Genomic DNA, 23484 nt, shown 5'->3' on the forward strand with positions numbered 1-23484 from the left:
AAAACTGTCCAACCCCACCCGAGCACATCCCGTCCACACTCCCCTCCCAGGAAGATCTCAGGCCCCCCACAGGCCGGCTTCTTCAAGACTCCCCTTCCAAGACTCCCGTTCGGAACGAACCCCCCACGTCTTCCCACGTTGAGTTCCGCACCCCGAGACGAGTTGGAGCACCCATGCCCCAGCACGTACCGTCCCCGCTGCGTGCCGCTTCCCAGGGCGCGCAGCGACCCCTTCCGGCGCTCCCCCCACATCCGCGCCGGATCGTCTTCCTCGCCCATCGTGATCTGGACAACCCCTCCGCCGGCGGCTCCGAGCTGCTGGTGGACAAGCTCGCCGACGGGCTGACCCGGCTGGGCCACCAGGTGACCCTGCTGTGCGGAGGCCCCGCCGCCTTCCGTGACTACCGGGTCGTGTCGGCGGGCGGCCCGTACGGGCACTATCTGCGCGCCCGTTCCGCCTTCGCCCGCCAGATCGGCGACTGCGATCTACTGGTCGAGGTGTGCAACGGCATGCCGTATCTGGCGCCGCTGTGGCATCGCGGCCCCACGCTGTGTCTGGTCAACCACGTCCACACGGATCTGTGGAAGATGCGCTTCGGCGGGCCGCTGGCCCCGGCGGCGCGCATCGGCCGAAGACTCGAACACTGGGCGCTGACCGGCGCGCAGCAGGGGAGTCTGATGGTCGCCGTGTCCTCGTCGACCGCCCACGCGCTGCGGGCGATCGGGGTCGAGCGGGACCGGATCCGGGTCGTGCACAACGGGGTCGAGGAGCCGGGGCCGAGAGCCGAGCGTTCGTCCGAGCCGTTGTTCGTCGCCGTCGGGCGGCTCGTCGAGTACAAGCGGATCGATCTGCTGCTGCGGTTGTGGGAGCGGGTTCGGCCGGTGACCGGCGGGCGGTTGGTGATCGTCGGGGACGGGCCGGAGCGTGAGCGGCTGGCCGCGATGGCCGGGCCGGGTGTCGAGTTCACCGGGTTCGTGTCGGAGGCGGAGAAGCATCGGCTGCTGTGCGCGGCCTGGTTGTTGCTGCATCCCTCCGCCGTGGAGGGGTGGGGCCTCGTCGTCACGGAGGCCGCGGCCCGGGAGACCCCGAGTGTGGCCTTCGATGTGCCCGGGCTCAAGGACTCCGTCGTGGACGGTGAGACCGGGGTGCTCGCGCGGGGTGAGTCCTCGTTCGCCGCGGCGTGGTGTGCGCTTGCCCTTGCCGGGCGGGAGCGGGAGTTGATGGGGAAGGCGGCTCGGGATCGGGCCGCGCAGTTCCGGTGGGACCGGACTGTGCGGCAGTTTCGGGTTGTTGCCGCGGAGGCGGTGCGGGGCTGGGGGCCGTGAGGCGGCTTGCGGTGCGTCGTGGCTGGTCGCGCCCACGCGGCGGAGCCCCACATGTCACAGGCCCGCGCCCCTATCACCGCGACCCCTCGTTTCGAAGATCTCTTGCGCTGTTCCAGGCCTTTCTTCACGAGCAGGACGATCCCAAGGCCTGCTACTCGTTGCTCGCCCGGGACGCCGTCGATCAGGTCGAGGCGTACGACGGGCCCGTTGCCGGGCGTACCGTCCTGGACATCGGCGGTGGCAGCGGGTACTTCACCGAGGAGTTCCGGCGGCGGGGTGCCCATGCCTATCTGTTCGAGCCGGACATGGCCGAGCTGGGCGAGAAGCCGCCCGACGGCACGGTGGTCGCCGACGGATACCTGCTGCCCCTCCGGGACGGCATCGCGGATGTCACCTTCTCCTCCAACGTGCTGGAGCACGTGGCCGATCCGGAGACCTTTCTCAGTGAGCTGGCCCGGGTGACGCGCCCGGGCGGGCTGATCTATGTGTCGTTCACCAACTGGCTGTCGCCGTGGGGCGGGCACGAGTGGGCCCCGTGGCACTACCTCGGTGCCGAGCGGGCCCGGGCCCGCTATCTGCGGCGGACCGGCCGTCCGGCCAAGCACACGCTCGGCGAGAACCTGTTCGCCGTGCACATCGGCTCCACCCTGCGGCAGGTGCGTGCCCGCGACGACGTCACGGTCGTCTCGGCGCGCTCCCGCTACTGGCCCTTCCTCGCGGAGACCGTCGTCAAGGCGCCCGGGATCCGCGAGTTCGCCACCTGGAACCTCCTCCTCATTCTGCGGCGGTGTCCTACATGACAACCACGGTCCAGGCTCCTCCACCGGCAGCCGTTCCCACGACCGCGAGCGCGGCGGGTCCCCCCGAGGGCCCGCGGTCGCGGCGCTGGCTGCTGGGTTTCTGGGCCGTGGTGTTCGTGTTGTTCCTTGTTGTGCAACCCGGGCGGCAGACCTTCGACACCAAGCTGGGCGTCACCGTCGATCCGGGGCAGTTCCTCGCCGACCTGGGCCAGTTGTGGCACGACCGGGCCGGGTTCGGCGGGATCCAGGACCAGTACGCCGGCTATCTCTGGCCGATGCTGCCGTTCTACTGGCTGGCCGACCTCGTGCACCTGCCGGTGTGGCTGGCGGAGCGGCTGTGGCTGTCGGTCGTCGTGTCCGTCGCCTTCTGGGGTGCGTTGCGGCTGACCGAGCGGCTGCGGGTGGGCAGTGGCACCTCCCGGCTGCTGGGGGCCGTGGCGTACGCGCTGTGGCCGGTGTTCACGACCGTCATCGGGTCGACGTCGGCCGCCGCGCTGCCTGGCGCTTTCCTGCCGTGGGTACTGCTGCCGCTGACCAACGAGCGGTACGCCGCCCGGGTCGCCGCGCTGCGCTCGGCGCTGCTCGTGCCGTTCATGGGCGGGGTGAACGCCTCGGCGACCCTGGCCTCCCTGCTGCCGGTCGGGCTGTATCTGCTGTCCCGGCCGCCCGGGCCCCGGCAGCGCAAGCTGATCGCCTGGTGGGCCCCGGCCGTGATCGTCGTGACGGCCTGGTGGTGGGTGCCGCTGCTGCTGCTCGGGGTCTACGGCGAGAACTTCCTGCCGTACATCGAGACGGCGCAGACCACGACGGACACCATGTCGGCGACCGAGGCGCTGCGCGGCGCCGGGAACTGGGTCGCCTATCTGCACTTCGGTGAGGCGTGGCTGCCCGCGGGGTGGGCCGTGGCCTCGTCGGTCGTCGTGATCGTGTGCTCGGCGCTGGCGGCCGGGCTGGGGCTCGCCGGACTCGCCCGGCGGGATGTGCCCGAGCGGCGGTGGCTCGTGCTGACCGTGCTGGTGGCGGCGCTGGTGCTGCTCGCCGGGTACGGCGGGGCGTTCGGGGCGCCGTTCCACGGGGTGGTGCAGGGCTGGCTGGACGGGTGGCTTTCGCCGTTCCGGAACATCTACAAGTTCCAGGCGGGGCTGGCGCTGGCGCTCGTGCTGGGCCTGGTCCACCTGGTGGGTGTGGCCGCCGAGCCGCGCGGGGCCCGCCAGGTGCGCGGCCGGCGCCTCGCCCCGCTGGTCGCGGCGGTGCTGATCCTGCCGGGGCTGCTGCTGCCGTACCTCAACGGCTCGATCCTCAACCCCGGTTCCTTCCAGAAGCTGCCCACCTACTGGCAGGCCACGGCCGACTGGCTGGAGAAGTACTCCCCCGACTCCCGTGCCCTGGTCGTCCCGGCGACGGCGCACGGCATGTACACCTGGGGCTCCCCCATCGACCAGCCGCTCGACGTGCTCGCCGAGTCGCGCTGGGCGCAGCGCGACTACGTGCCGTTCGGCACGCCCGGCAACCGGCGCGCGATGGACGCCGTCGAGCAGGCGCTGCTGACGGGCAGCGAAGTCCCAGGTCTCGCCGACTACTTGAGCCGGGCCGGGCTGTACTACGTCGTCGTACGGAACGACCTCGATCCCGACCAGATCGGCGCGGTGCCGACCGCGACGGTCAAGCGGACTCTGGAGCAGTCGGGGTACGAGCGGGTCACGGGGCTCGGGCCGGTGATGACGGGCGGCCGGATCGCGCAGGACGCCCCGCTCCAGGTCGAGGGCCTGTACGCGCGGCAGCGGGCGGTGGAGATCTACCGGCCGGCCGAGGCGGACGTGCTGCGGCCCGGGCAGGCGGGACTGGCCCCGGTCTCCGACACGGCCGTGGTGTCCGGCGGACCGGAGGCGCTGCTGCCGCTGGCGTCCCGGCTGCGCGGGCGGGCGGCCGTCCTGACCGGCGACAACCATCCCGGGCTCGGCACCCCCGCCGTGCAGGTGGTGGGCGACGGGATGCGGCGCGCCGACACCCGGTTCGGCCTGGTCAACGCCGGTACGTCGTACACGTACACCGAGGACGAGCGCAACGCGCCCGACGCCCAGCAGGACCCGGGCGAGAAACCGCGCCAGATCCTGCCCGCCGAGGGAACCGACCACCAGACCGTGGCCGAACTGCGGGGCGCCGACTCGGTGACGGCGTCCTCGTACGGCAACTGGCTCTTCCATCTGCCGCAGTACGACCCGGTGAACGCCTTCGACGGCAACCCGGACACCGCGTGGGCGGAGGGCGCGCCGGACACTCCGGACGGGCAGTGGCTGCGCGTCGGCTTCACCGGCCCCTACGACATGCCGTCCTCCTTCAAGGTCACGCCGTTGCCGCAGGAGAGCGTGCGCGCGGCGGCCACGAAGGTACGGGTGGAGACCGAGAAGGGCTCGAAGACCAGCTTCCTCCAGCCGAACGGCAAGACACAGCGGATCAAGGCGCCCGAGGGCACGAGCCGGTGGATGAAGCTGACGATCGTGGACTCGGTGGAGCGCCGGGCCGGTCTGACGGGCGCCGGCTTCTCCGAGATCGACCTGCCGGACATCCAGGTGACCCGGCTGCTGAAGCTGCCGGCCGACGCGGACAACGCCACCGCGGCCGCCACCGTGGTCTCCCTGCACCGCGCCGCCGACCCGACGGGCCTGTCCGCGACCGGCACGGAGGCCGGTCTGCACCGCCGCTTCACGACACCGGCCGCCGGAACCTACGAGGTGAAGGCGAACGCGGTGCCGGTGCCGGGCGAGGAACTCGACCGGCTGCTCTACGAGGTCGCGCCCGAACAGCAGACCCGGATCGTCGCCACCGCCGACTCCACGGCGAGCCTCGGCGCGGGCCTGACGGCGCGCAACCTCACCGACGGCGACCTGACGACGGCCTGGATCGCGGGCGACCGGCCGACGATCCACCTGAGCTGGGAGGGCAAGCAGCCGGTCGGCGAAGTCGTCCTGGCCCCCGCGGGCGGCCTGTCCACCCGTGCCTCCCAGGTGCACATCAGCTCCCCCGACGGTGCGACGATCGCCGGCGTCGACGAGAACGGCTGGGTCCGCTTCCCGCCGATCACCACGGACCGGCTCGACATCACGGTCACCGAGACCGCCCCGCTGACCCTGCACAACCCGGTCGCCGACGAGGACCTGCGCCTCCCGGTGGGCCTGACGGAGGCGTACGTCCCGGCCCTCGACCAGTACCGCACCCCGCAGCCGGACAGCACCCGGAAGTTCTCCCTGCCGTGCGGGAAGGGGCCGGACGTGGCGCTGGACAGCGAGCTGTACCGGACGAGCGTGAAGGGGACCGTGCGGGACCTGGTGGAGCGGCGGGGCGTCGAGGTGACGCTCTGCCAGGAGGGCCGGGGCGACTCGGAGGTGCGGCTCCCCGCCGGCGAACACCGGCTGGAGGGCGGTGACGCGGGCCCGCTCGCCCTCACGGACGTGACCCTGACCCGCGGGACCATTCCCGAGGAGGCGGCGGCCGGGCGTGAGCTGAAGGTCCGGGACTGGCTGGGCGACCAGCGCGAGGTCACGGTCGGCTCCGGCGCCGCCTCGTACTTCACCACGTACGAGAACTTCAACGACGGCTGGAAGGCCACCCTGGACGGCAAGGAGCTGACCCCGGTGCGGCTGGACGGCTGGCAGCAGGGCTGGCGGATCCCGGCCGGGGCGGGCGGCGCGGTCAAGCTGTCATACGAACCGGCCACGACGTACGACGCCGGGCTGATCGGCAGCGGCGCCGGCATCGCGGTGCTGCTGGGCCTCGCCCTGTGGCGCCGCCGCACCCCCAATCCCGACGCGCCCCAGCCGGTCCCGCCGCTGCCCGGGCTGTGGCTCGGCACGGTGGCACTGACGCTGGTCGGCGTGGTGATCGCGGGCTGGTTCGCGCTGCTGGTCCCGGCACTGGCGCTGCTGGCCGCGCGGCGGCACGCCCTGCTGGTGCCGATCGCGTTCGTGGCGCTGGCGGGAGCGGGGATCGTCGCCGCGATCGGCGCCGGGGAGCCGGTGGGCTCGGGTACGGGCGCGTTCGGGCACGTGGCCCAACTGCTGGCGTTGATCGGCCTGTTCGCGGGCCTGGTGAGCCTGCGCGAACCCGGGAAGGACCAGCCCGTATGACGGCACCGACCCGCATCCCGTTCCCGGTGGTGGACGAGGTGTCCCGGCACTGCCTCCAGGAGGAGGAACCGGAAACGGTCCACATCGAGGTCCACCTCCCCGGCCCCCTCGACGAGCCCCGCCTGCGCAAGGCCTTCACGGAGGCCCTGCACCGGCACCCCCGGATCCTGATGCGGGAGGCAGGAGGATCACGGTTCCGCCGCCGCTACGAGTGGGAGCTGACGAGCGAACCGGACACGGAGGTGGTGACCTTCACGCCCGCGGGCCCGAGGGCGTTGCAGAACGCCAGAACCCGTGCGCTGGCCGAGGCACCACCCCTGTCGATGTCACCACCGATACGGCTCGAGGTGGTGGGATCAGTCCTCCTCCTCACCATCAACCACACCGCCCTCGACGGCCCGGCCTGCCTCCGCATACTCGCCACCGCAGCCGAGCTCTACGGAGGCCAGGACAACAACCCCGCCGCACCCCCGACCCGCCCCGCGGAACCCGGAAGAGAGCCCCCGGACACCCCCACCACCTGGTCACCCCCCGCCCGGGTAGCGCAAGGCACCCCCGACCCCTCCCCCGGCAACGGCATGCTCGTCACCGAGCTGCCCCTCCCGCACCGCCCCAAGGGCTCCCCCTACACCGTCAACGACCAGCTCATGGTCACCACGGCCCTGACCATCGCCCACTGGAACAGGGAACACGGCGCCCGCCCCCGCCCCCTGCGCATCACCATGCCCGTGGACGACCGCCCCCGCGACACCACGATGCCCATCGGCAACGGCACCCGCCTGGTAGAAGTCCCGTTCGCACCAGCGGAGTTGAAGGCCGAGATGCCCACCTTGCTCCGCCGCACCGCGGAGCGAACCCGCGCACTGAAATCCCTGCCCCGCCCCCAACTGGGCCACGGGGCCGCACTCCTCACCTCCCCCTGGGCCCCGGTCGCCGCCCGCGCCGCCCTCACCCGCGGCCTGCGCAGGGCCGCCGCACCGTGGACGTCGACGACCCTGCTCAGCAACATCGGCCGTATCCCGTACCCGCTGGACTTCGGCGAGGAGGCGGGCCGCGCGCACGCGGTGTGGTTCTCGGCCCCGGCCCGGATGCCGCGCGGCCTGACCGTCACCACCGCCTCCACGGCCGGCCGTCTCCACCTGGCCCTGCGCTGGTCCCGGGCCCTGCTCAGCCACGGCGACGGCGCCCACCTCCGCGACCTCTTCGAGCACTATCTGCACACCACGGAGGTCGCGCCATGACACCGACACCGGCAACGACACCGACAACGACCACCACCGGCCGACGACGCCCACCCCGCGACCTGCGCGACTTCTACGAGAACCCCGCCGTCCCGGTGGCGTCCGGCACCCCCCGCAGCCTCCGCCAGGCCCGCATGCTGGCCCGGGCCCTCGGCCCGGCCGCCGAAGGCACCCGCACCGTCCTCGACATCGGCTGCGGCGACGGCACCGCCGCCGCCACCGCCGCGCCCCTTCTGCCCGGCCACCGCGTCATCGGCGTCGACTGGTCCCAGGACGCCCTCAGACGCGCCCGCACCCGCATCCCGTACGCGGTCCGCGGCGAACTCACCGGCGGCGGGCTGCCGTTCGCCTCCGAGTCGGCCGACGCGGTGCTGTTCAGCGAGGTGATCGAGCACCTGGTCGACCCGGACGCCGCGCTCGACGAGATCCGCAGGATCCTGCGGCCCGGCGGGCATCTCATGTTGTCCACCCCGAACCTGGCGGCCTGGTACAACCGCGCCCTGCTGCTCGCCGGTGTCCAGCCGGTCTTCTCGGAGGTCAGCCTGCGCGGCATCCACGGCCGCCCCGGGAAGGAGGTCGTGGGACACCTGCGCCTCTACACCGCCCGCGCGCTCAGGGAGTTCGTCGCCGCGTCCGGATTCACGGTCGTGGGGCTCGAAGGCGCTCCCTTCCACGGCGTACCGCGCCCGCTGCGGCCGCTGGACCGGCTCGCCTGCGCCCGGCCGCGGCTGGCGTCGATCCTGCTGCTGCACGCCAGGAGGACGTAGCCCATGTGGTGGGGAGTGGCCGCGGCCCTGCTGGCGAACGTCCTGTACAGCACCGGATTCGTCCTGGAGAAGCGCGCGCTCGCCGCCCTGCCCGAAGTATCGATCCGGCAGCCCGCCCGGCTGCTGCGCCTGGTGCTCGGCAGCCCGCTGTGGATCGGCGGTTCGCTCTCGCTCGCGGCCGGGTTCGCCGCCCAGCTCGCCGTGTACCGGACGCTGCCGATCGCCGCCGCGCAGGGCATCTTCGTCTCCGGCCTGGTGCTGCTCGTGCTGCTGTCGGCCCGGCTGCTCGGCGAGGAGACGACCGGCCGGGAGCGGTACGCGCTGGGCGCGATCCTGCTCGCGCTGCTGATGGTGGTGCTGTCCCTGCGCGAGGGCTCGGACTCCGTCAGCCAGGACGCGCCCTACCCGCTGATCCTGCTGGTCTGCGTGCCGTCGCTGGCGGCCGGGGTGTGGCTGTACGGCTCCGCCGAGCGGCGTGCCCGCAACCGGCACCGGCGCCCGACGACCGGCGTGGAGTACGGCGTGGCCGTCGGCCTGCTGTACGGCGTCAGCTCGCTGGCCATCAAGGGCGTGTCGAGCCATCTGACGACCAGCGGGATCGGCGGCGCGGTCCTGGACCTGCTGAGCTCCCCGTATCCGTATCTGCTGCTGTTCACCGGTGTGTTCGGCCTGGTGATGTCGCAGGCGGCGCTGCAACGCTGCCGGGCCTCGCTGATCGTGCCGGTGTGCACGACCGTGACCTGTCTGTTCACCGCGGTGCTCGGCACGCTGTCGTTCGGTGAGGCCCTGCCGGACGATCCGCTGCGGCTCGCGCTGCGGGTGGCGGGCACGACCCTGGCCGTCGCCGTACTGCTGACCATGCCCAAACACGACTCCGCTCCCCAGGAGCCCGCCCCAGCCAAGGAGTTGGCATCACCGTGAAGCCCGACGACCCGCTGCTGAAGATCCTGGCGTGCCCGCTCGACAAGGGCCCGCTGCATCTGCTGGCCGAGGAGGCCGAGCAGGAGGAGGCCCTGTACAACCCGCGGCTGCGCCGCCGCTATCCGATCCTCGACGGCATTCCGCAGTTGCTGCCGTCCTCGGGCGAGCAGGTGCCGGACGACGAGCACGAGGAACTCCTGAAGAGGATGGCGCCGTGACCAGCCTGGCCGCCCGTGTCGCTCCCTTCCTGCCCACCCGTCTGGTGGCCGCGACGGCCCGGGCCCTGTATCCCCGGTTCGAACCGGAGCTGGCCCGGCTCGCCGAGCTCTGCCCACCCGGGTGCGGTACGGCGGTGGATGTCGGCGGCTGGTACGGCCCCTGGACGCACCGGCTGGCCGGCCGCGCCGAGCAGGTCGTGACGATCGAGCCGGTGCCGCATCTGGCCCGGCTGCTGGCCGCCGCCGTCCCGCCGAACGTACGGGTGGTCCGTGCGGCGGCCTCGGACCGCCCGGGCCTGGCCCGCCTGTGGCTGCCGTCGGACGACTCGGGCGACCGGGGCGTGTCCTCGCTGGTCCGTCGTGACATCCATGGCCGGGCGCTGGACGTCCCCTGCGTCACGCTGGACGAACTGGGGCTGCGCGACGTCGGCTTCATCAAGATCGACGTGGACGGCAACGAGCCGGCGGTCCTGCGCGGGGCGACGGGTCTGCTGGCCCGCGACCGGCCGGCCCTGTTCGTGGAGCTGGAGTCCCGCATCCAGCCGATCGCCCCGGTGGTGACCTATCTGGCCCTGCTGGGCTACGACGGCTGGGTGCTGCCGGGCGACACCTGGGTACCGCTGGCGAAGTTCCCGTTGGAGGACCACCAGGCCGACGCCTCCTACGTCGTCTCCCACGGCCTGCTCCGCCGCGTCCTGCCCTCCCCGCTGCTCAGGGGCCCGCGCTACGTGAACTCGGTGCTCTTCCTGCCCGACGGCCGCCGCCCCGGAACGGCCCCGGTGGGCGACGATGGTTCCCATGCCCTCCGGAAAGCGCCCCGCTAGTCCCTTCACCCCGCTCGATTTCCAGCTGGTGCTGCTGCGCCGCATGGCCGACCACAATCCCGGCCTGGTGGAGGACGCCAGGCACGAGCTGGGCGTCTCCCTCGCGGACATGCGCGAGGCGAACAAGCGCTGGCAGGCGATGATCCGCTCCCCACGCTCCCGGCCGGCCCTGTCCCGCTACCGGTCGGTCCTCGGCGAAGCGGAGTCCCGTACGCCGCGCCGCATCGGTGACCTGGACTGCGAGGCGTGGCTGTGGCCCGTGCCGCTCTGGCCCGCCCTGCGTTTCGAGGTCCTGACCGCCCCGAACGGCGCCGTGTGGAACGAGTGGCTGGTCCGCGCGCCGGGCGCCGAAGGCCCCGAGCTGCGCACCCTCGACGATCTCGCCCCCTGGTCCTGCACGGTCGACGAGGCGGCCCGCGCCTTCGCCCCGGCCCGGCCGCTGGAGGGCGCGGCCCCGACCCGCTGGGGGCTGGCGTTCGCGGCGCCTGACGCCGCGGGGGTACGGCGGGAGGCCGTCGCGGAGTTCACCTGGGGACTGCTGCAGCGGGTGGCGGTCACCGGCCGTCAGGACTGAGGGGCTCCGGCCCGGTCGAGGGCCGGGAGGAACTGGTCGTAGAAGGCGGTCTTGAGGCGCAGGGCCCGCTCCTCGGTCTCCCTGAAGACGTCGGAGTTCCGCCCCCGCGCGAGGAGTTCGCTGATCCGGGTGGCCAGCCGGTCGGAGTGCGTGGCCGACAGCAGGGAGACGGCGGTGAGGGGGTGGGCCTTGGCGTCGTGGACGTAGTGCGGGTAGTAGAAGCGGGAGCGGTTGCGCCCGCCGTCGCCCGCCAGCACCGGTGCCATGCGCTGCCACAGGTGCTCGTACTCGACGGACACCAGGACCTCGCCCCAGAAGCGCAGGAAGATGAGCAGCCGCAGATCGGCGTCGTCGCTCCCGCCCGCCTCCGCGATCAGCGCGAAGGCGTCCTCGACGGCCCGCCGGGTGGCCTCCGTCGGCCGCGAGGCGACCAGCTCCTCGCGGGTGATGCCCAGTTGGAGCAGGTCCTCCTTCATGTCCTCGCGGTGGGACCGGGTGTGGCCGCGGCCGTCCGGGTACTCCTCGCGCAGGATGGCCCGGGCGATCCGCAGCCCCGCCTCGTCGCGGAGCAGGTCGATCGCCAGGTCGTACGAGGGCGTGAAGGCCAGGGACACGAAGCGCCGCTGGAGCAGCAGGGCGGCGAAGTCGGCGTCCGGGAGGCTCGCGCTGCCGGCCAGCACGGGGTGCTGCCGGAACCGCTCGATCAGGGCGTCCTCGAACTCGTCCAGGTCTCTCATCTGCGTACCCCTTCCACGGGTCACTGGGTGGTGTCGACCGACCTGCGCCAGTCGTCCAGGTCCACGTCACGGCCGATGCGCCACAACGTGTCCAGCTCCTGCTGGATCTCCCCGCCCATCACGGTGCCGGCGCCGTCGATCTCCAACTGGGTGGAGTCGATGGCCAGTCGGCCGTGCAGGAAGGAGCTGACCAGGTAGTGCTCGTCGGCCTTGTAGACGGCGATCGACGGGAGTGCCTGGTACACCCGCACCTGCAACCGTGCCCGGTCGTCGTCGCGCACGCTCTGGAAGAGGGAGGCGAGGGTCGACAGACAGCGGGCGACACCCGCCTGGACGTCCTCCTCCAGGGCGGGGTCCCGCAGGCCGCGCAGCGCCTCGTTGCGCAGGTCCGCGACCGGCGAGGAGGGGTGCAGCAGCAGGACCCGCACGCGGACCCGGCGGTCGACGATGGCCTGCTTCAGCGCCGACTCGAACCGGTGCACGTTAGGGATCCACGTCTGGAGGATGGTCACCTCGCGGTCCGCCCCGTTCAGGAAGCCCTCGAAGGTCTCCTCGGGGAAGCGCCGGTGCACCCGCACCACACCGCCGTAGTGATCGTGCTTGCGATCGCGCGCGAGGGCGTCGATGTCCAGCTTGGACAGCTGGGTGCTGATGTTGTCGAGCGCCTTCAGCCGGTCGATCTCGAACAGCAGGAACAGCGTGACCGTGCTGAGGATGAGCAGGGTGAGCTTCGGAACGGTGTCTCCGGCCAGACCGTCGAGCAGGTCCACCTGGTCGGCCAGGGTCACGGCGATGCCGACGGTGGCCGTGAGGCCCAGCACGACGCGCTCGGCCCAGTAGCGAAAGCTGCTCCCCATGCCCACTCCAGCGTGCGGCTCGACGGCTTCGGCGATGACCGTACATCGCGAGATTGGGCCAAGTGGGGGATATTGGCCAGTAGTTCGTCCGGATACGTGATGCTCGGAACCGGAGACGTGAGCTCTAGGGACGCTCAGACCGCTCAGACCGCTCGGACCGCTCGGCCTTCGCGGGGACGCAGCGCCAGGCGAGGCCCGCGGCGGCCAGATAGGCGAGGGCGCCGATGAGCATGCTGGTGCGGATCCCGGTGCCGTAGTCGGTGGCCGAGGCGAGCAGGCTGCCGCCGAGGGCCACACCGGTGGCGCTGCCGATCTGGCGGGTGGTGTTGAACAGGGCGGAGGCGGCGCCCGAGTACGCCTCGGGGGCGGCGCCCATCACGGTGGTGGTCGAGCCGGTGAGGGCGAAGGACGTACCGAACCCGGCGGCCATCATCGGGGCCACCAGCAGCGCGTAGGCGGGGTCGGCGCCCGCCGCGGCCCAGCCGGCCAGCCCGAGTGCGGCCAGGAGCATACCGGAGACCACCAGCGGACGGTCGCCGGTGCGGCGGGACAGCCGGCCGGACAGGACGGAGGCGAACATGGTCATCGCCACCGCCGGGAACAGCGCGAGCCCGGTGCCGAGGGCGCTGAAGCCGCGCTGGTGCTGGAACTCCAGGCTGGCGGTGAACACCATGCCGTAGAAACCGAAGTTGAACAGCAGGCCGATGACGGCTCCGCCGCTCATGGCGGGCGAGCGCAGCAGGCCGAGGGGCAGCACCGGGGAGCGGGCCAGCCGCTCGCGCAGCGCGAACGCCACGGCGGCCAGTACGGCCAGGCCCACACCGGCGAGCACGGCCGGGTCGGTCCAGCCCCGCCGTCCGGCCTCGTTGAGCGACGCCGTCAGCAGGGCCACCGCCGCCACGACCGCGCACTGCGCCGGCCAGTCCAGGGGCCGGTCGGCGCGCCGGGGCGAGCGGCCGACGTGCCGCAGGGTCAGCGCCAGACAGGCCGCGCCGACGGGCAGATTGATGAGGAACACCCAGCGCCAGCCCGCCGTGGAGACGAGCAGCCCGCCCAGCAGCGGCCCGGCGGAGGCCGCGATGCCCGCCATCGAACCCCACAGCCCGAAGGCCCGCGAGCGTACGGCCTTCTCCGGGTAGGCCTGCTGGAGCAGCGCCAGGGAACCGGGCACGATCAGCGCCGCACCGAGGCCCTCCACCAGCCGGGCCACCACCAGGAACGGGGCGCTCGGCGCCAGCGCGCACGCGGCCGAGGACACGGTGAACACCGCCACGCCCGTGCAGAACACCCGCCGGTTGCCCAGCCTGTCCCCCAGCGCACCGCCCGTCAGCAGAAACCCGGCGAAGACCAGGGTGTATCCGTCGGTGATCCACTGGATGCCGGTCAGCGAGGCCGACAGCTCCCGCCCGATCACCGGCACGGCGACGTTGATGACGGTCACGTCCAGGATCACCATGAAGTACCCGGCGCACACCGCCAGCAGCGGTGCCCAGGACCGTCGCTCGGAGGGCATGGCTCTACCAGTACACCAAAAGCCTCACTGTGGGACGTATGCCCCACGCGCCGTCGCGATCAGGGGGCGGCTGCGAGCACCGCCTCCACCACCCTCGGCAGGGAATCCGGGTGCAGCCACAGGAACAGATTCGGCTCGATCAGCTCCAGCTCCATCACGCACGGCTCCCCGTCCGGCCCGGTGACGAGGTCCACGCGCGCGTACAGCAGTTCCTGATCATCAGGCAGGGGCACGACGGCCAGGGCCCGCTCGGCGACGGCCAGTTCGGCGGAGGTCGGCTCCCAGGCCTGGAGATCCGGGTGGGCGATCTTGTCGGCGTCGTACGGGGTACCCGGCGCGAGGACGGCGCCCTTGCGGGAGGCGTGCAGCAGACGTCCGCCGAAGAATTGCAGGGCCCGCTCGCCGTGGGTGTCGATGCTGGCCAGATAGGGCTGGAGCATGACGGTGAAGCCCTCGGCGTGCATCCGTTCGACCTGGCGCAGGGCCGCGTCCCGCTCTCCGGCCGGGTAGCGGGCGGCGTAGCGGGCACCGGCGCCGGAGGTGGGCTTCACGACGTACTCGTGGCCGGTGGGCAGGTCGACGGGGTCGCCGGGCGCGAAGTAGCGGGTGGGCACGGCCGGTACTCCGGCCTCCGCGAGCAGGCCCAGGTACCTCTTGTCGGCGTTCCACCGCACGACGTCCACCGGGTTGGCGAGCCGCGTCACCTTCGCGCACCGCTCGGCCCACGCCGTGAACTCCTCGGCCCGCCAGCTGTAGTCCCAGGTGGACCGTATGACGACGAGGCCGAACCCGGCCCAGTCCACCTCGGGGTCGTCCCAGTGGACGACGGCGGCCTCGGCCCCGGCCTCCCGCAGCGCCTCCGCGAGCACCGGCAGATCCTGGTCCTTGCTCACCTCGCCGCCGGGGTCGTAGGTGACGAGCGCGATGCGCGGGGTGCCGGCCACAGCGGCTCCATTCTCGGGCAAACGATCGATTCCGGAGCAGGCTAACAATCGCCGACGGAACCTCGACACCCCGTTTGACCTTCACCTTCGGTGAAGCCCCAGCATCAGTGGCGGAACGAGGAGCGCGACGAGCGCGAGGAAGGCGGGGGACGCATGGACATGCTGACGATCGGCGCGTTCGCGAAGGCGTGCCGGCTCTCGCCGAAGGCGCTGCGCCTGTACGACGAGCTGGACCTGCTGCGGCCCGCCCGGGTGGACCCGGACACGGGATACCGGTACTACGCGGTGGCCCAGCTGGAGCAGGCCCGGCTGGTGGCGTGGCTGCGGCGGCTGGGCATGCCGCTGGCCGAGATCCGCCGGGTGGGCCGGCTGTGCGCGCTCGACTCGACGGCCGCCGCCCGTGAGATCCGCGCCTACTGGGCGCGGATCGAGGCGGAGACGGCGGTACGGCGGGACCTCGCCGCGTTCCTGGTCGATCACCTGACGACGGACTCGCGAGAGCCAGGAGAGGACACCGCCATGCTGGAACTGCGTTACTCCGCCCACTCGGACACCGGACGCGTCCGCCCCGCCAACCAGGACACCGCGTACGCGGGCACCCGGCTGCTCGCCGTCGCCGACGGCTTCGGACCGGCGGGGGCGCCCGCGAGCAGCGCCGCCGTGGCGGCACTACGCTCCCTGGACACGGACGAGATCCCGGCCGGCGGGGTCCTCGGCCTCCTGGAGGACGCGGTACGGGGCGCGGCCCAGGCCGTCCAGGACGTGGCCGGCGGCGCCGACGACATCGGCACGACCCTGACCGCCCTGCTGTGGACGGGCTCACGTCTGGCCCTGGTGCACATCGGCGACTCCCGCGCCTATCTGCTGCGCGACGGCGAACTGTTCCTCGTCACCCACGACCACACGGTCGTCCAGTCGATGATCGACGAGGGGCGCCTGACCGCCGAGGAGGCCGTCTCGCACCCGCAGCGCGCCCTCCTCCTGAAGGCCCTGACGGGCGGCGGGGCGACGGTGATCCCGGACCTCCGCCTGCACGACGCCCGCCCGGGCGACCGCTACCTGCTGTGCTCCGACGGCCTGTCGAGCGTCGTCCCCGAGGACCGCCTACACGACCTGCTCACCTCGCGCACCGGCCCGGACGAGACGGTCAAGGCCCTGGTCGGAGCGGCGAACGAGGCCGGCGGCCCGGACAACGTCAGCTGTGTGGTGGCGGACGTGGTGGAGCGGGCGGCCTGACCCGGGCCGCTACTCCTCCTCGCCCGGCTCCCAGTCCAGCAGCCGCACCTTCGCCACCGTGCGGACATGGCGCCGCATGGCCGTGGCCGCCTGGCGGGGCTGTTCCGCGGCGATCGCGTCGAGGATGGCCTGGTGCTGGGAGAGCGAGCGGGACGGGCGGCCGGGCTGGCGCAGGGACTCGGTGCGGCTCTCGGCGATCTGCTCGGCGATGGAGCGCATGAACTCGGCGAGCAGACTGCTGTGGGCCGCCGCCGTCACGGCCGCGTGGAACAGGCGGTCGCCCTCCACGCCGTGACCGCCCGCCTCGATCTCCTCCGTCATGTGCGCGAGCGCCGAGCGCATCGCCGCCAGATCGTCCTCCGTGCGCCGCTCGGCGGCCAGTTCGGCGAGCTTCGTCTCCAGCGCCTCCCGGGCCTCCAGGACATCCGGCAGGCGCCTGCGGCGTTCGACCATCCGCTCCACGGGCTCGGTGTCGAGACTGTCCCGCACCAGGTACGTACCGCCCCCGTGCCGGGCCTCCACCAGGCCCTGGACCTCCAGCACCACGATCGCCTGCTTCACCGAGGCCCGGCTGACCCCGAGCCGCTGCGCGAGATCCCGCTCGGGCGGCAGCCGGTCGCCGGCGCGCAGCCCGCCCTCGGCGACGTACTGGCGCAGCCGCTCCAGCACCTGTTCGTACAGGCGCTGTTTCGTCATGGGGCGCAGGGCGTCGGTCACGGAGTCCCCCTCTCGCCGGGAGCGTAGCACCGGGCCTGTCGCATTCACCCGATCCAGTGGCCGAGTGGCTGAACCAATTGTCGCGCACCCCCTTGACGGGCGCCCGGGTCGCACCCACTCTTTCAGCCAACGCACCTCAAGTGGCTCAGCCACTCGGCCACTCGCAGGTGCTCCCAGGCACTCCCAACCGCTCCGGGGCCCAACGACGGGAGCCCGTATGTCCCCCGAACTCATCTCGATCCTCGTCCTCGTCGTGGTGTTCGTCATCGCCACCACCCGTTCCGTCAACATGGGCGCGCTCGCCTTCGCCGCGGCCTTCGGGGTGGGCGGGCTCGTCGCCGACCTCGACGCGGACGGCATCTTCGCCGGTTTCCCCGGTGACCTGTTCGTCGTCCTGGTCGGCGTCACGTACCTCTTCGCGATCGCCCGCGCCAACGGCACCACCGACTGGCTGGTGCACGCCGCCGTCCGGCTCGTGCGGGGGCGGGTGGCGCTCATCCCCTGGGTGATGTTCGCGCTGACCGGCGCGCTCACGGCGATCGGCGCGGTCAGCCCGGCCGCGGTCGCGATCGTCGCCCCGATCGCCCTGAGCTTCGCCACGCGCTACGGGATCAGCCCGCTCCTGATGGGCGCGATGGTCGTACACGGCGCCCAGGCCGGCGGCTTCTCCCCGATCAGCATCTACGGCTCGATCGTCAACGGCATCGTCGACCGCGAAAACCTCCCCGGCAACGAACTGGTCCTCTTCCTGGCATCCCTGGCGGCGAACCTCGTCATCGCCGGGGTCGTGTTCGTCGTCTGCGGGGGCCTCAAGCTGTGGGCGCAAGGCGCGGTGGACGAAACCGGCGCTCCCGCCCCAGCCGCGAGCAGTCCCGCCCCAGCTGCGGGCAATCGTGCCGCTGGGGCGGCACGGGTGGGCGCAGCGGCACCTCGCCCCGCCGAGCTGCGGACCGACCCCGCCCCAGCCACCCCCACCCTGAGCCCCGAAGAAACCAGCCTCACCCCCTCCCGCACAGCCACCCTCACCTCCCTTCTGGCCCTGGTGGTAGCCGTCCTGGTCTTCGACCTCGACGCAGGCCTCACAGCCATCACCCTCGCCGTCATACTCAGCACCGCCTGGCCGGAGGACAGCCGCAAGGCAGTGGGCGAGATCGCCTGGCCCACAGTCCTCCTCATCTGCGGCGTCCTCACCTACGTAGGCGTCCTCGACGAAATGGGCACCATCACCTGGGCCGGCGAGGGAGTCGGCGGCATCGGCGTCCCCCTCCTCGCCGCCCTCCTGCTCTGCTACATCGGCGCACTGGTCTCCGCCTTCGCCTCCTCCGTGGGAATCATGGGCGCGTTGATCCCCCTGGCCGTCCCCTTCCTGGAGCGAGGCGAGATCGGCGCGATCGGCATGGTCGCCGCACTCGCCGTCTCTGCGACCGTCGTGGACGTCAGCCCGTTCTCCACGAACGGCGCCCTGGTCCTGGCCGCCGCGCCGGACGTCGACCGCGAGCGTTTCTTCCGGCAGCTGATGGTGTACGGAGGAATCGTGGTGGCGGTCGTACCGGCGGCGGCATGGCTGGTGATGGTCGTCCCCGGCTGGGGATAGCCGGCCGGTTCCCCACGAACAGGCAGCACAGGCAGCACAGGCAAGACAACTAAGGAGACGGACGCGTGACCCCTCTCTTCCCGGCCCTGACCGAGGCCCCGGCCGACCGCCCCGCTCTCCGGTTCGGCGAGCGCTCACTGACGTACGGAGAACTCGCCGCCGCGGCCGGCGCCCTCACCGCACGCATCGGCGAGGCCAGGCGGGTCGCCGTCTGGGCGACGCCCACGATGGAGACCGCCGTCGCCGTCGTCGCCGCCCTGCTGGCCGGTGTCCCCGCCGTCCCGCTCAACCCGAAGTCGGGCGGGAAGGAGATCGGCCACATCCTGTCGGACAGCGCCCCCGACCTGGTGCTCACGGCCCCGGAGGACCAGCTCCCCTCCCCCGTGGGGGACCTGCCCCGCCTCGACGTCGACGTACACGGCACCGGCCCCGCCCCCGAGGAGCACTCCGGCGACGCCGACCCGGCCCTGATCGTCTACACCTCCGGCACCACCGGCCCGCCCAAGGGCGCCGTCATCCCGCGCAGGGCGATCTCCTCGACCCTGGACGCGCTGGCCGACGCCTGGCAGTGGAGCGGCGACGACGTCCTCGTCCACGGACTGCCGCTGTTCCATGTGCACGGCCTGGTCCTGGGCACGCTCGGACCGCTGCGGCGCGGCGGGTCGGTCCGGCACCTGGGCCGGTTCAGCACCCAGGGCGTGGCCCGCGAGCTGGCCGGCGGCGCGACCATGCTGTTCGGCGTGCCGACGATGTACCACCGGATCGCGGAGGCGGTGACCAGCGAGCCGGATCTGGTCAAGGCACTGACCGGGGCGCGGCTGCTGGTCTCCGGTTCGGCAGCGCTGCCCGTGCACGACCACGGGCGGATCGCGACGGCGACCGGACGGCGGGTGATCGAGCGCTACGGCATGACGGAGACGCTGATGAACACCAGCGTCCGCGCCGACGGCGAGGCCCGCCCGGGCACGGTCGGCGTGCCGCTGCCGGGTGTGGAGCTGCGGCTGGTCGAGGAGGACGGCTCGGAGGTCGACGCGTACGACGGGGAGACCGTCGGCGAGATCCAGGTGCGCGGCCCGAACCTGTTCACCGAGTACCTCAACCGGCCCGACGCCACCGCCGCCGCCTTCACCGCCGACGGCTGGTTCCGCACCGGTGATATGGCGGTGCGCGACCCCGACGGCTATGTCCGGATCGTCGGCCGCAAGGCCACCGACCTGATCAAGAGCGGCGGTTACAAGATCGGGGCCGGTGAGATCGAGAACGCGCTCCTCGAGCATCCCGGGGTGCGGGAGGCCGCGGTCACCGGGGAGCCGGACCCCGACCTGGGCGAGCGGATCGTGGCGTGGATCGTGCCCGCTGATCCCGAGTCGCCGCCCGCCCTGGCCGAGTTGGCCGACCATGTGGCCGAGCGCCTCGCACCGCACAAGCGCCCACGGGTCGTCCACCACCTGAACGCGCTGCCCCGCAACGACATGGGGAAGATCATGAAGCGGGCGCTGACCCATGAGTGACCAGCCGACCGGCCGCCACTCGGCTCGCGAGATCGTCGCCCTCGTCGCCGACGACTCCACCTTCGCCGAACTCCCCGCGCTCATAAGGGACCCCAGGCCGGACGGCCCGCTGGCGTGGCCGGGCTACGACGCCTCCCGCGCCCGTGCCGCCGAACGCACCGGCGAGCAGGAGTCCGTGGTCTGCGGCACCGCCCGGATCGGCGGCGCCCGGGCCGTGCTGATCGCGTTCGAGTTCGGCTTCCTCGGCGGCTCCCTGGGGCAGCGCACCGGGGACCGGCTGGAGGCGGCGTACACGTACGCCCGTGACCACCGCCTCCCGGTCGTGCCGCTCGTGGCCACGGGCGGCAGCCGGATGCAGGAGGGCATGCTCGCGCTGACCCAGCTCCAGCGGGTGGCCCGCCAGTCGGCGCTCAACCGGGAGGCCGGGCTGGCCCAGGTCGCCGTGGTGCGCGACCCGACGACCGGGGGCGGCTGGGCCACCCTGGGCGCGGGCGCGGACGTGGTCCTCGCGCTGCCCGGGGCGCAGATCGGCTTCGCCGGCTCCCGGGTGCGCCCGGCGGACGCGGATCCGGCGGCGTACACGGCCGAGGCGCAGCTGGCGGCGGGGGCGGTGGACGCGGTCGTACGGCCGGAGGAGCTGCGCGAGGCGCTGGGGCGGTGGCTGCCGCTGCTGACGTCCCCGTCCGGTACGCCCGCCCCGCCGCCGGAACCGCTCGGCGACAGCGCGGGCCTGCCCGGCACCGGCTGGGACGCCGTCCGGCGTGCCCGCTCGCCCCGGCGCCCGCGCGCCGCCGCCTATCTGGACGCCTACTTCACCCACCGGGTCGCGATCAGCGGCGACCGCTGCGGAGGCACCGACCCGGACGGGATGCTGTGCGGGTTCGGTGAGCACCAGGGCCGTACCGTCGCGTACGCGGCGCAGACCGGGACCGCGACCCGCCCCGCCGGGTACCGCACCGCCGCCCGGCTGATCCGGCTCGCGGACCGGCTCGGCGTTCCAGTGCTGACCCTCGTCGACACCCCGGGCGCGGCCAACGACGCGGAGGCGGAGCGGCAGGGCGCGGGCGCGGCGATCGCCGACCTGTTCGTGGCGGTGGCGGGCGCCCGTACGCCGGTGACGACGCTGGTGATCGGCGAGGGCGGTTCCGGCGGCGCGCTGGCCCTGGCCGCGCCCGGCAACACCTGGGCGACTGCCGACAGTTACTTCTCGGTGATCGCCCCGGAGCTCGCGGCGGCCATCCTCAAACGGCCGCCGCGCGAGGTGGAGCCGACGGCGGACCAGCTCCGCATCCGGCCGCAGGATCTGGTGGAGCTGGGGGTGATCCGAGGGACGGTGGGTCCGTAGGCGCGCGGTGGGTCCGTGAGTCCGGTGGATGCCCCACGCGACATCAAGTACCGTCCGTGACAGCGGAAATGCTCAGTGCAGTGGGACGACGGGGGTGCCGTGGACGGGTTGGTCGAGTTCAGGACCGGTGACGGTGCCGTGGTCGCGGTCGAGGGGGTGGAGGAGCGGTCCGGCTCCCGCCTGGTCTCGCGCGGCGACGGTACGGTCCAGGCGACCCGCACCTTCGAGGGTGCTCTGGACGGGGTCCGCGCCGCCGCCGAGTCAGCGCTGCGCGTCTTCCGGGACGGCTCGCTGAAGCCCGACGGCGTGGAGATCGAGTTCGGGGTGAAACTGTCCGCCGAGACCGGCGCGTTCATCGCCAAGGGGACCGCCGAGGGCCATCTGGTGGTCAAGCTGTCCTGGTCCCCGTCCGCCCCGGAGGCCGGTGCGCAGGGGTCCGGTGTCCGGGAGGCCGGTGCGCAGGGGTCCGGTGTCCGGGAGGCCGGCGCCGCCTCATGAACAGCGCCGTGGGCAGCGCCCTGGAGACCACCCTGAACAGCGCCGAGTGGCACGCCCGGATCGAATTACGCGGCCGGGTGGCCGGAGCGGGCTTCCTGGTCACCCCCAGCACGGTGCTGACCTGCGCCCATGTCGTGCAGGACGGCGACGGCCTGACGGTGACCTTCACGGAGCGGCCCGGTTGCCCGGCCGTGCCCGCCAAGGTCGTCGCCCACGGCGGCTGGACCGGCGCCGGCACCGACCTCGGTGACCTCGCCGTGCTGGAACTGGACCGGGAGATGCCCATCGCCCCGGCCGCGCTCGCGCCCGTCGACGCCGCGCACGGCACGAGCCCCCGCAAGCTCGTCGTCTACGGCTTCCCGGCCGGCTTCGACGAGGGCACCCTCGCCGAGTACCGCGTCACCGCACCCCAGTTGATCAAACGGGAATGGCTCCAGCTGGAGGCCTGGCACCCGGGAGGCCAGACCCTGGCCCCCGGCTTCAGCGGGGCCGCCGTCACCCTGGCCGAGACCGGCGAGGTCGTCGGCATGGTCACGGCGGCGGCCGGCAGCCGGGACGTGCGCAACGGCCGGATGATGCCCACCCAGGTCATGGCACAGTACTGGGCCGATCTGCAGAGCCTCGTCCCCACCTCGGACCACGCCGGTGCCGACCGGGCCCGGCTGCGCGCCCTGGTCGAGAAGGCCGCCCGGGCGGGCGTCGACTGCGACCCGGTCCGGCTCTACACCGCGGCGGCCGACCCGTTCGACCCGCCGCCGCCCGAGGAGGGGTTCGACTCACTGTGGTCGGCGGCCCTGTTCGTGCTGTGCGAACTAGACGGCCCGGGTGCCGGACGGACCGTGTCCCGGTTCGCCGACCGGCTCGAAGCCCTGCTGCACACCCCGGCCGTGGAGCCGTCGGCGCCCGACTGGTCGCCCATCCTCGTCGAGCTGGGGCACAGCGGAGCGGGCGACGGCCTGGTCCGGGTCGAGGTGTCCGCGTACAGCGAGGGGCGACGGCACCCGGTGGACTCCGGCACGGTCGAACAGCACCGGCTGCACGCCTATGTGCGGGACCGGATCGAGGCGGCCTTCCGGTATCTGACGCCCGGCGCCGACGAGTTGGTCGCGTTCGCGCTGCCCCGGGACTGGCTGGACTGGCCCGTCGACCTCTGGGAGAGCGCCCCCGACGACGCGACCCCGCTCGGCTGCCTCTACCCGCTGGTCGTCACCGACCACGCCCGGCGCAAGGCCAGTACCCGGCATGTCCTGACCCGGGCGTGGAGGCGCCTGGACGCCCTGCCGGGCGCGCGGATGCACCGTGTGGAGTGCGGCGGCCCGGAGGAGCCCGGGCGGCTGCGGATGCGGATGCGGCGCCCCGACGCCTGCCTCGCCGGGTTCGGCACCGCCCCGGCCGCCTCCCGTACCCGGCCGCACTTCGACACCTCGCTCACCGCGCCCGCCCCGGTCATCGTGTGGTCGCGCGGCGGCTGCGACTCCGGGCAGGAGGAGTGCGCCGGAGCGGACGGCTGCCCCGGCAAGGCCTTCCTCGACGCGCTCGACGCCTGTGTGGCGGCCGTACCGCCCGCCGAACTCCCCCGCCACGTCCTGGCCCTGCGCGAGGAGGCCGACGCGGAGGAGGACCACTGGGCCCACGGCATCCAGCTGCTCTGGGACGACCCGCGCGTCTTCACCGACCCGCACGCGGTCGTCGCCGCGCACGCGGGGTCACCGGTGTCCTGACCGGCCAAGGACGACCC

General features: G+C 73.0%; 20 protein-coding genes. 15 read left to right on the forward strand and 5 right to left on the reverse strand.

Features of this window, described 5'->3' with window-relative positions:
• Nucleotides 1-173: 173 nt before the first annotated feature.
• From ACIBK5_RS15570 to ACIBK5_RS15610, 9 genes are read left to right on the forward strand one after another with little or no spacing between them, the layout of a single operon-like run.
• On the forward strand, nucleotides 174-1325 hold the full coding sequence (locus tag ACIBK5_RS15570; protein ID WP_399019827.1) for a glycosyltransferase family 4 protein: 1152 nt from the start codon (nucleotides 174-176) through the stop codon (nucleotides 1323-1325).
• Nucleotides 1313-2125, forward strand: coding sequence for a class I SAM-dependent methyltransferase (locus ACIBK5_RS15575; protein WP_399020023.1), 813 nt, complete (start codon nucleotides 1313-1315; stop codon nucleotides 2123-2125). Before ACIBK5_RS15570 ends, ACIBK5_RS15575 begins: the two co-directional genes overlap by 13 nt.
• Nucleotides 2122-6249 carry an alpha-(1->3)-arabinofuranosyltransferase family protein gene (locus tag ACIBK5_RS15580; RefSeq protein ID WP_399019829.1) on the forward strand — a complete coding sequence of 1376 codons (4128 nt, stop codon included), beginning with the start codon at nucleotides 2122-2124 and terminating at the stop codon, nucleotides 6247-6249. Before ACIBK5_RS15575 ends, ACIBK5_RS15580 begins: the two co-directional genes overlap by 4 nt.
• Nucleotides 6246-7490 (forward strand): condensation protein, encoded by a 1245-nt coding sequence (locus ACIBK5_RS15585; protein ID WP_399019831.1) that lies wholly within the window; start codon nucleotides 6246-6248, stop codon nucleotides 7488-7490. Before ACIBK5_RS15580 ends, ACIBK5_RS15585 begins: the two co-directional genes overlap by 4 nt.
• Nucleotides 7487-8257, forward strand: a complete 771-nt coding sequence (locus ACIBK5_RS15590) for a methyltransferase domain-containing protein (RefSeq protein WP_399019833.1) — start codon at nucleotides 7487-7489, stop codon at nucleotides 8255-8257. Before ACIBK5_RS15585 ends, ACIBK5_RS15590 begins: the two co-directional genes overlap by 4 nt.
• A gap of 15 nt (nucleotides 8258-8272) precedes the next feature.
• Nucleotides 8273-9178 (forward strand): hypothetical protein, encoded by a 906-nt coding sequence (locus ACIBK5_RS15595; protein WP_399020025.1) that lies wholly within the window; start codon nucleotides 8273-8275, stop codon nucleotides 9176-9178.
• On the forward strand, nucleotides 9175-9396 hold the full coding sequence (locus ACIBK5_RS15600) for a Trm112 family protein (RefSeq protein WP_184592281.1): 222 nt from the start codon (nucleotides 9175-9177) through the stop codon (nucleotides 9394-9396). The genes ACIBK5_RS15595 and ACIBK5_RS15600 overlap by 4 nt, the downstream gene beginning before the upstream one ends.
• A complete protein-coding gene (locus tag ACIBK5_RS15605; RefSeq protein WP_399019836.1) occupies nucleotides 9393-10220 on the forward strand; it encodes an FkbM family methyltransferase in 828 nt (275 codons plus the stop codon). The genes ACIBK5_RS15600 and ACIBK5_RS15605 overlap by 4 nt, the downstream gene beginning before the upstream one ends.
• The gene (locus ACIBK5_RS15610) at nucleotides 10186-10794 is read left to right on the forward strand and encodes a hypothetical protein (RefSeq protein WP_399019838.1); all 609 of its coding nucleotides are present in this window, start codon (nucleotides 10186-10188) and stop codon (nucleotides 10792-10794) included. Before ACIBK5_RS15605 ends, ACIBK5_RS15610 begins: the two co-directional genes overlap by 35 nt.
• On the opposite strand, the gene ACIBK5_RS15615 is transcribed toward ACIBK5_RS15610, so the two are convergent.
• The 4 genes from ACIBK5_RS15615 to ACIBK5_RS15630 form a co-directional block, all read right to left on the reverse strand.
• Entirely contained in the window at nucleotides 10785-11531 is a 747-nt protein-coding gene (locus ACIBK5_RS15615) for a hypothetical protein (protein ID WP_399019840.1), read from the reverse strand. The two genes, ACIBK5_RS15610 and ACIBK5_RS15615, sit on opposite strands and share 10 nt — an antisense overlap.
• Before the next feature lie 20 nt (nucleotides 11532-11551).
• Nucleotides 11552-12388, reverse strand: coding sequence for a hypothetical protein (locus tag ACIBK5_RS15620; RefSeq protein ID WP_399019842.1), 837 nt, complete (start codon nucleotides 12386-12388; stop codon nucleotides 11552-11554).
• A 124-nt stretch (nucleotides 12389-12512) separates the two neighbouring features.
• Nucleotides 12513-13901: an MFS transporter gene (locus tag ACIBK5_RS15625; RefSeq protein ID WP_399019844.1), complete on the reverse strand. Its 1389-nt coding sequence runs from the start codon at nucleotides 13899-13901 to the stop codon at nucleotides 12513-12515.
• A gap of 59 nt (nucleotides 13902-13960) precedes the next feature.
• Nucleotides 13961-14845 carry a RimK family alpha-L-glutamate ligase gene (locus tag ACIBK5_RS15630; protein ID WP_399019846.1) on the reverse strand — a complete coding sequence of 295 codons (885 nt, stop codon included), beginning with the start codon at nucleotides 14843-14845 and terminating at the stop codon, nucleotides 13961-13963.
• Between the two features lie 153 nt (nucleotides 14846-14998).
• Between ACIBK5_RS15630 and ACIBK5_RS15635 the strand changes: the two genes are divergently transcribed.
• Nucleotides 14999-16081, forward strand: a complete 1083-nt coding sequence (locus ACIBK5_RS15635; protein ID WP_399020026.1) for a MerR family transcriptional regulator — start codon at nucleotides 14999-15001, stop codon at nucleotides 16079-16081.
• A gap of 9 nt (nucleotides 16082-16090) precedes the next feature.
• Here the strand turns inward: ACIBK5_RS15635 and ACIBK5_RS15640 are convergent, their stop codons facing one another.
• Nucleotides 16091-16798, reverse strand: coding sequence for a FadR/GntR family transcriptional regulator (locus ACIBK5_RS15640; RefSeq protein ID WP_399019848.1), 708 nt, complete (start codon nucleotides 16796-16798; stop codon nucleotides 16091-16093).
• A gap of 217 nt (nucleotides 16799-17015) precedes the next feature.
• Here ACIBK5_RS15640 and ACIBK5_RS15645 point away from each other — a divergent pair, with 217 nt between their 5' ends.
• The 5 genes from ACIBK5_RS15645 (at nucleotide 17016) to ACIBK5_RS15665 (ending at nucleotide 23467) form a co-directional block, all read left to right on the forward strand.
• The gene (locus tag ACIBK5_RS15645; protein WP_399019850.1) at nucleotides 17016-18392 is read left to right on the forward strand and encodes an SLC13 family permease; all 1377 of its coding nucleotides are present in this window, start codon (nucleotides 17016-17018) and stop codon (nucleotides 18390-18392) included.
• A gap of 65 nt (nucleotides 18393-18457) precedes the next feature.
• Nucleotides 18458-19903, forward strand: a complete 1446-nt coding sequence (locus tag ACIBK5_RS15650) for an acyl-CoA synthetase (RefSeq protein ID WP_399019852.1) — start codon at nucleotides 18458-18460, stop codon at nucleotides 19901-19903.
• Nucleotides 19896-21248 (forward strand): carboxyl transferase domain-containing protein, encoded by a 1353-nt coding sequence (locus ACIBK5_RS15655; RefSeq protein WP_399019854.1) that lies wholly within the window; start codon nucleotides 19896-19898, stop codon nucleotides 21246-21248. Before ACIBK5_RS15650 ends, ACIBK5_RS15655 begins: the two co-directional genes overlap by 8 nt.
• Nucleotides 21249-21347: 99 nt before the next feature.
• Complete coding sequence (locus tag ACIBK5_RS15660) at nucleotides 21348-21746, forward strand: CU044_2847 family protein (protein WP_399019856.1); 399 nt, start codon at nucleotides 21348-21350, stop codon at nucleotides 21744-21746.
• Nucleotides 21743-23467 carry a trypsin-like peptidase domain-containing protein gene (locus ACIBK5_RS15665; protein ID WP_399019858.1) on the forward strand — a complete coding sequence of 575 codons (1725 nt, stop codon included), beginning with the start codon at nucleotides 21743-21745 and terminating at the stop codon, nucleotides 23465-23467. Before ACIBK5_RS15660 ends, ACIBK5_RS15665 begins: the two co-directional genes overlap by 4 nt.
• Nucleotides 23468-23484: the final 17 nt, after the last annotated feature.

The sequence above is a fragment of the Streptomyces sp. NPDC050546 genome, from assembly GCF_044457425.1.
Classification (GTDB): Bacteria; Actinomycetota; Actinomycetes; order Streptomycetales; family Streptomycetaceae; genus Streptomyces.

Bases quoted from the DNA above. Each gene is read 5' to 3' on its own strand.
- ACIBK5_RS15570 (WP_399019827.1), top strand. From the start codon at position 174: ATGCCCCAGCACGTACCGTCCCCGCTGCGTGCCGCTTCCCAGGGCGCG.
- ACIBK5_RS15580 (WP_399019829.1), top strand. From the start codon at position 2,122: ATGACAACCACGGTCCAGGCTCCTCCACCGGCAGCCGTTCCCACGACC.
- ACIBK5_RS15585 (WP_399019831.1), top strand. From the start codon at position 6,246: ATGACGGCACCGACCCGCATCCCGTTCCCGGTGGTGGACGAGGTGTCC.
- ACIBK5_RS15590 (WP_399019833.1), top strand. From the start codon at position 7,487: ATGACACCGACACCGGCAACGACACCGACAACGACCACCACCGGCCGA.
- ACIBK5_RS15610 (WP_399019838.1), top strand. From the start codon at position 10,186: ATGGTTCCCATGCCCTCCGGAAAGCGCCCCGCTAGTCCCTTCACCCCG.
- ACIBK5_RS15615 (WP_399019840.1), bottom strand. From the start codon at position 11,531: ATGAGAGACCTGGACGAGTTCGAGGACGCCCTGATCGAGCGGTTCCGG.
- ACIBK5_RS15620 (WP_399019842.1), bottom strand. From the start codon at position 12,388: ATGGGGAGCAGCTTTCGCTACTGGGCCGAGCGCGTCGTGCTGGGCCTC.
- ACIBK5_RS15625 (WP_399019844.1), bottom strand. From the start codon at position 13,901: ATGCCCTCCGAGCGACGGTCCTGGGCACCGCTGCTGGCGGTGTGCGCC.
- ACIBK5_RS15635 (WP_399020026.1), top strand. From the start codon at position 14,999: ATGGACATGCTGACGATCGGCGCGTTCGCGAAGGCGTGCCGGCTCTCG.
- ACIBK5_RS15645 (WP_399019850.1), top strand. From the start codon at position 17,016: ATGTCCCCCGAACTCATCTCGATCCTCGTCCTCGTCGTGGTGTTCGTC.
- ACIBK5_RS15655 (WP_399019854.1), top strand. From the start codon at position 19,896: ATGAGTGACCAGCCGACCGGCCGCCACTCGGCTCGCGAGATCGTCGCC.
- ACIBK5_RS15665 (WP_399019858.1), top strand. From the start codon at position 21,743: ATGAACAGCGCCGTGGGCAGCGCCCTGGAGACCACCCTGAACAGCGCC.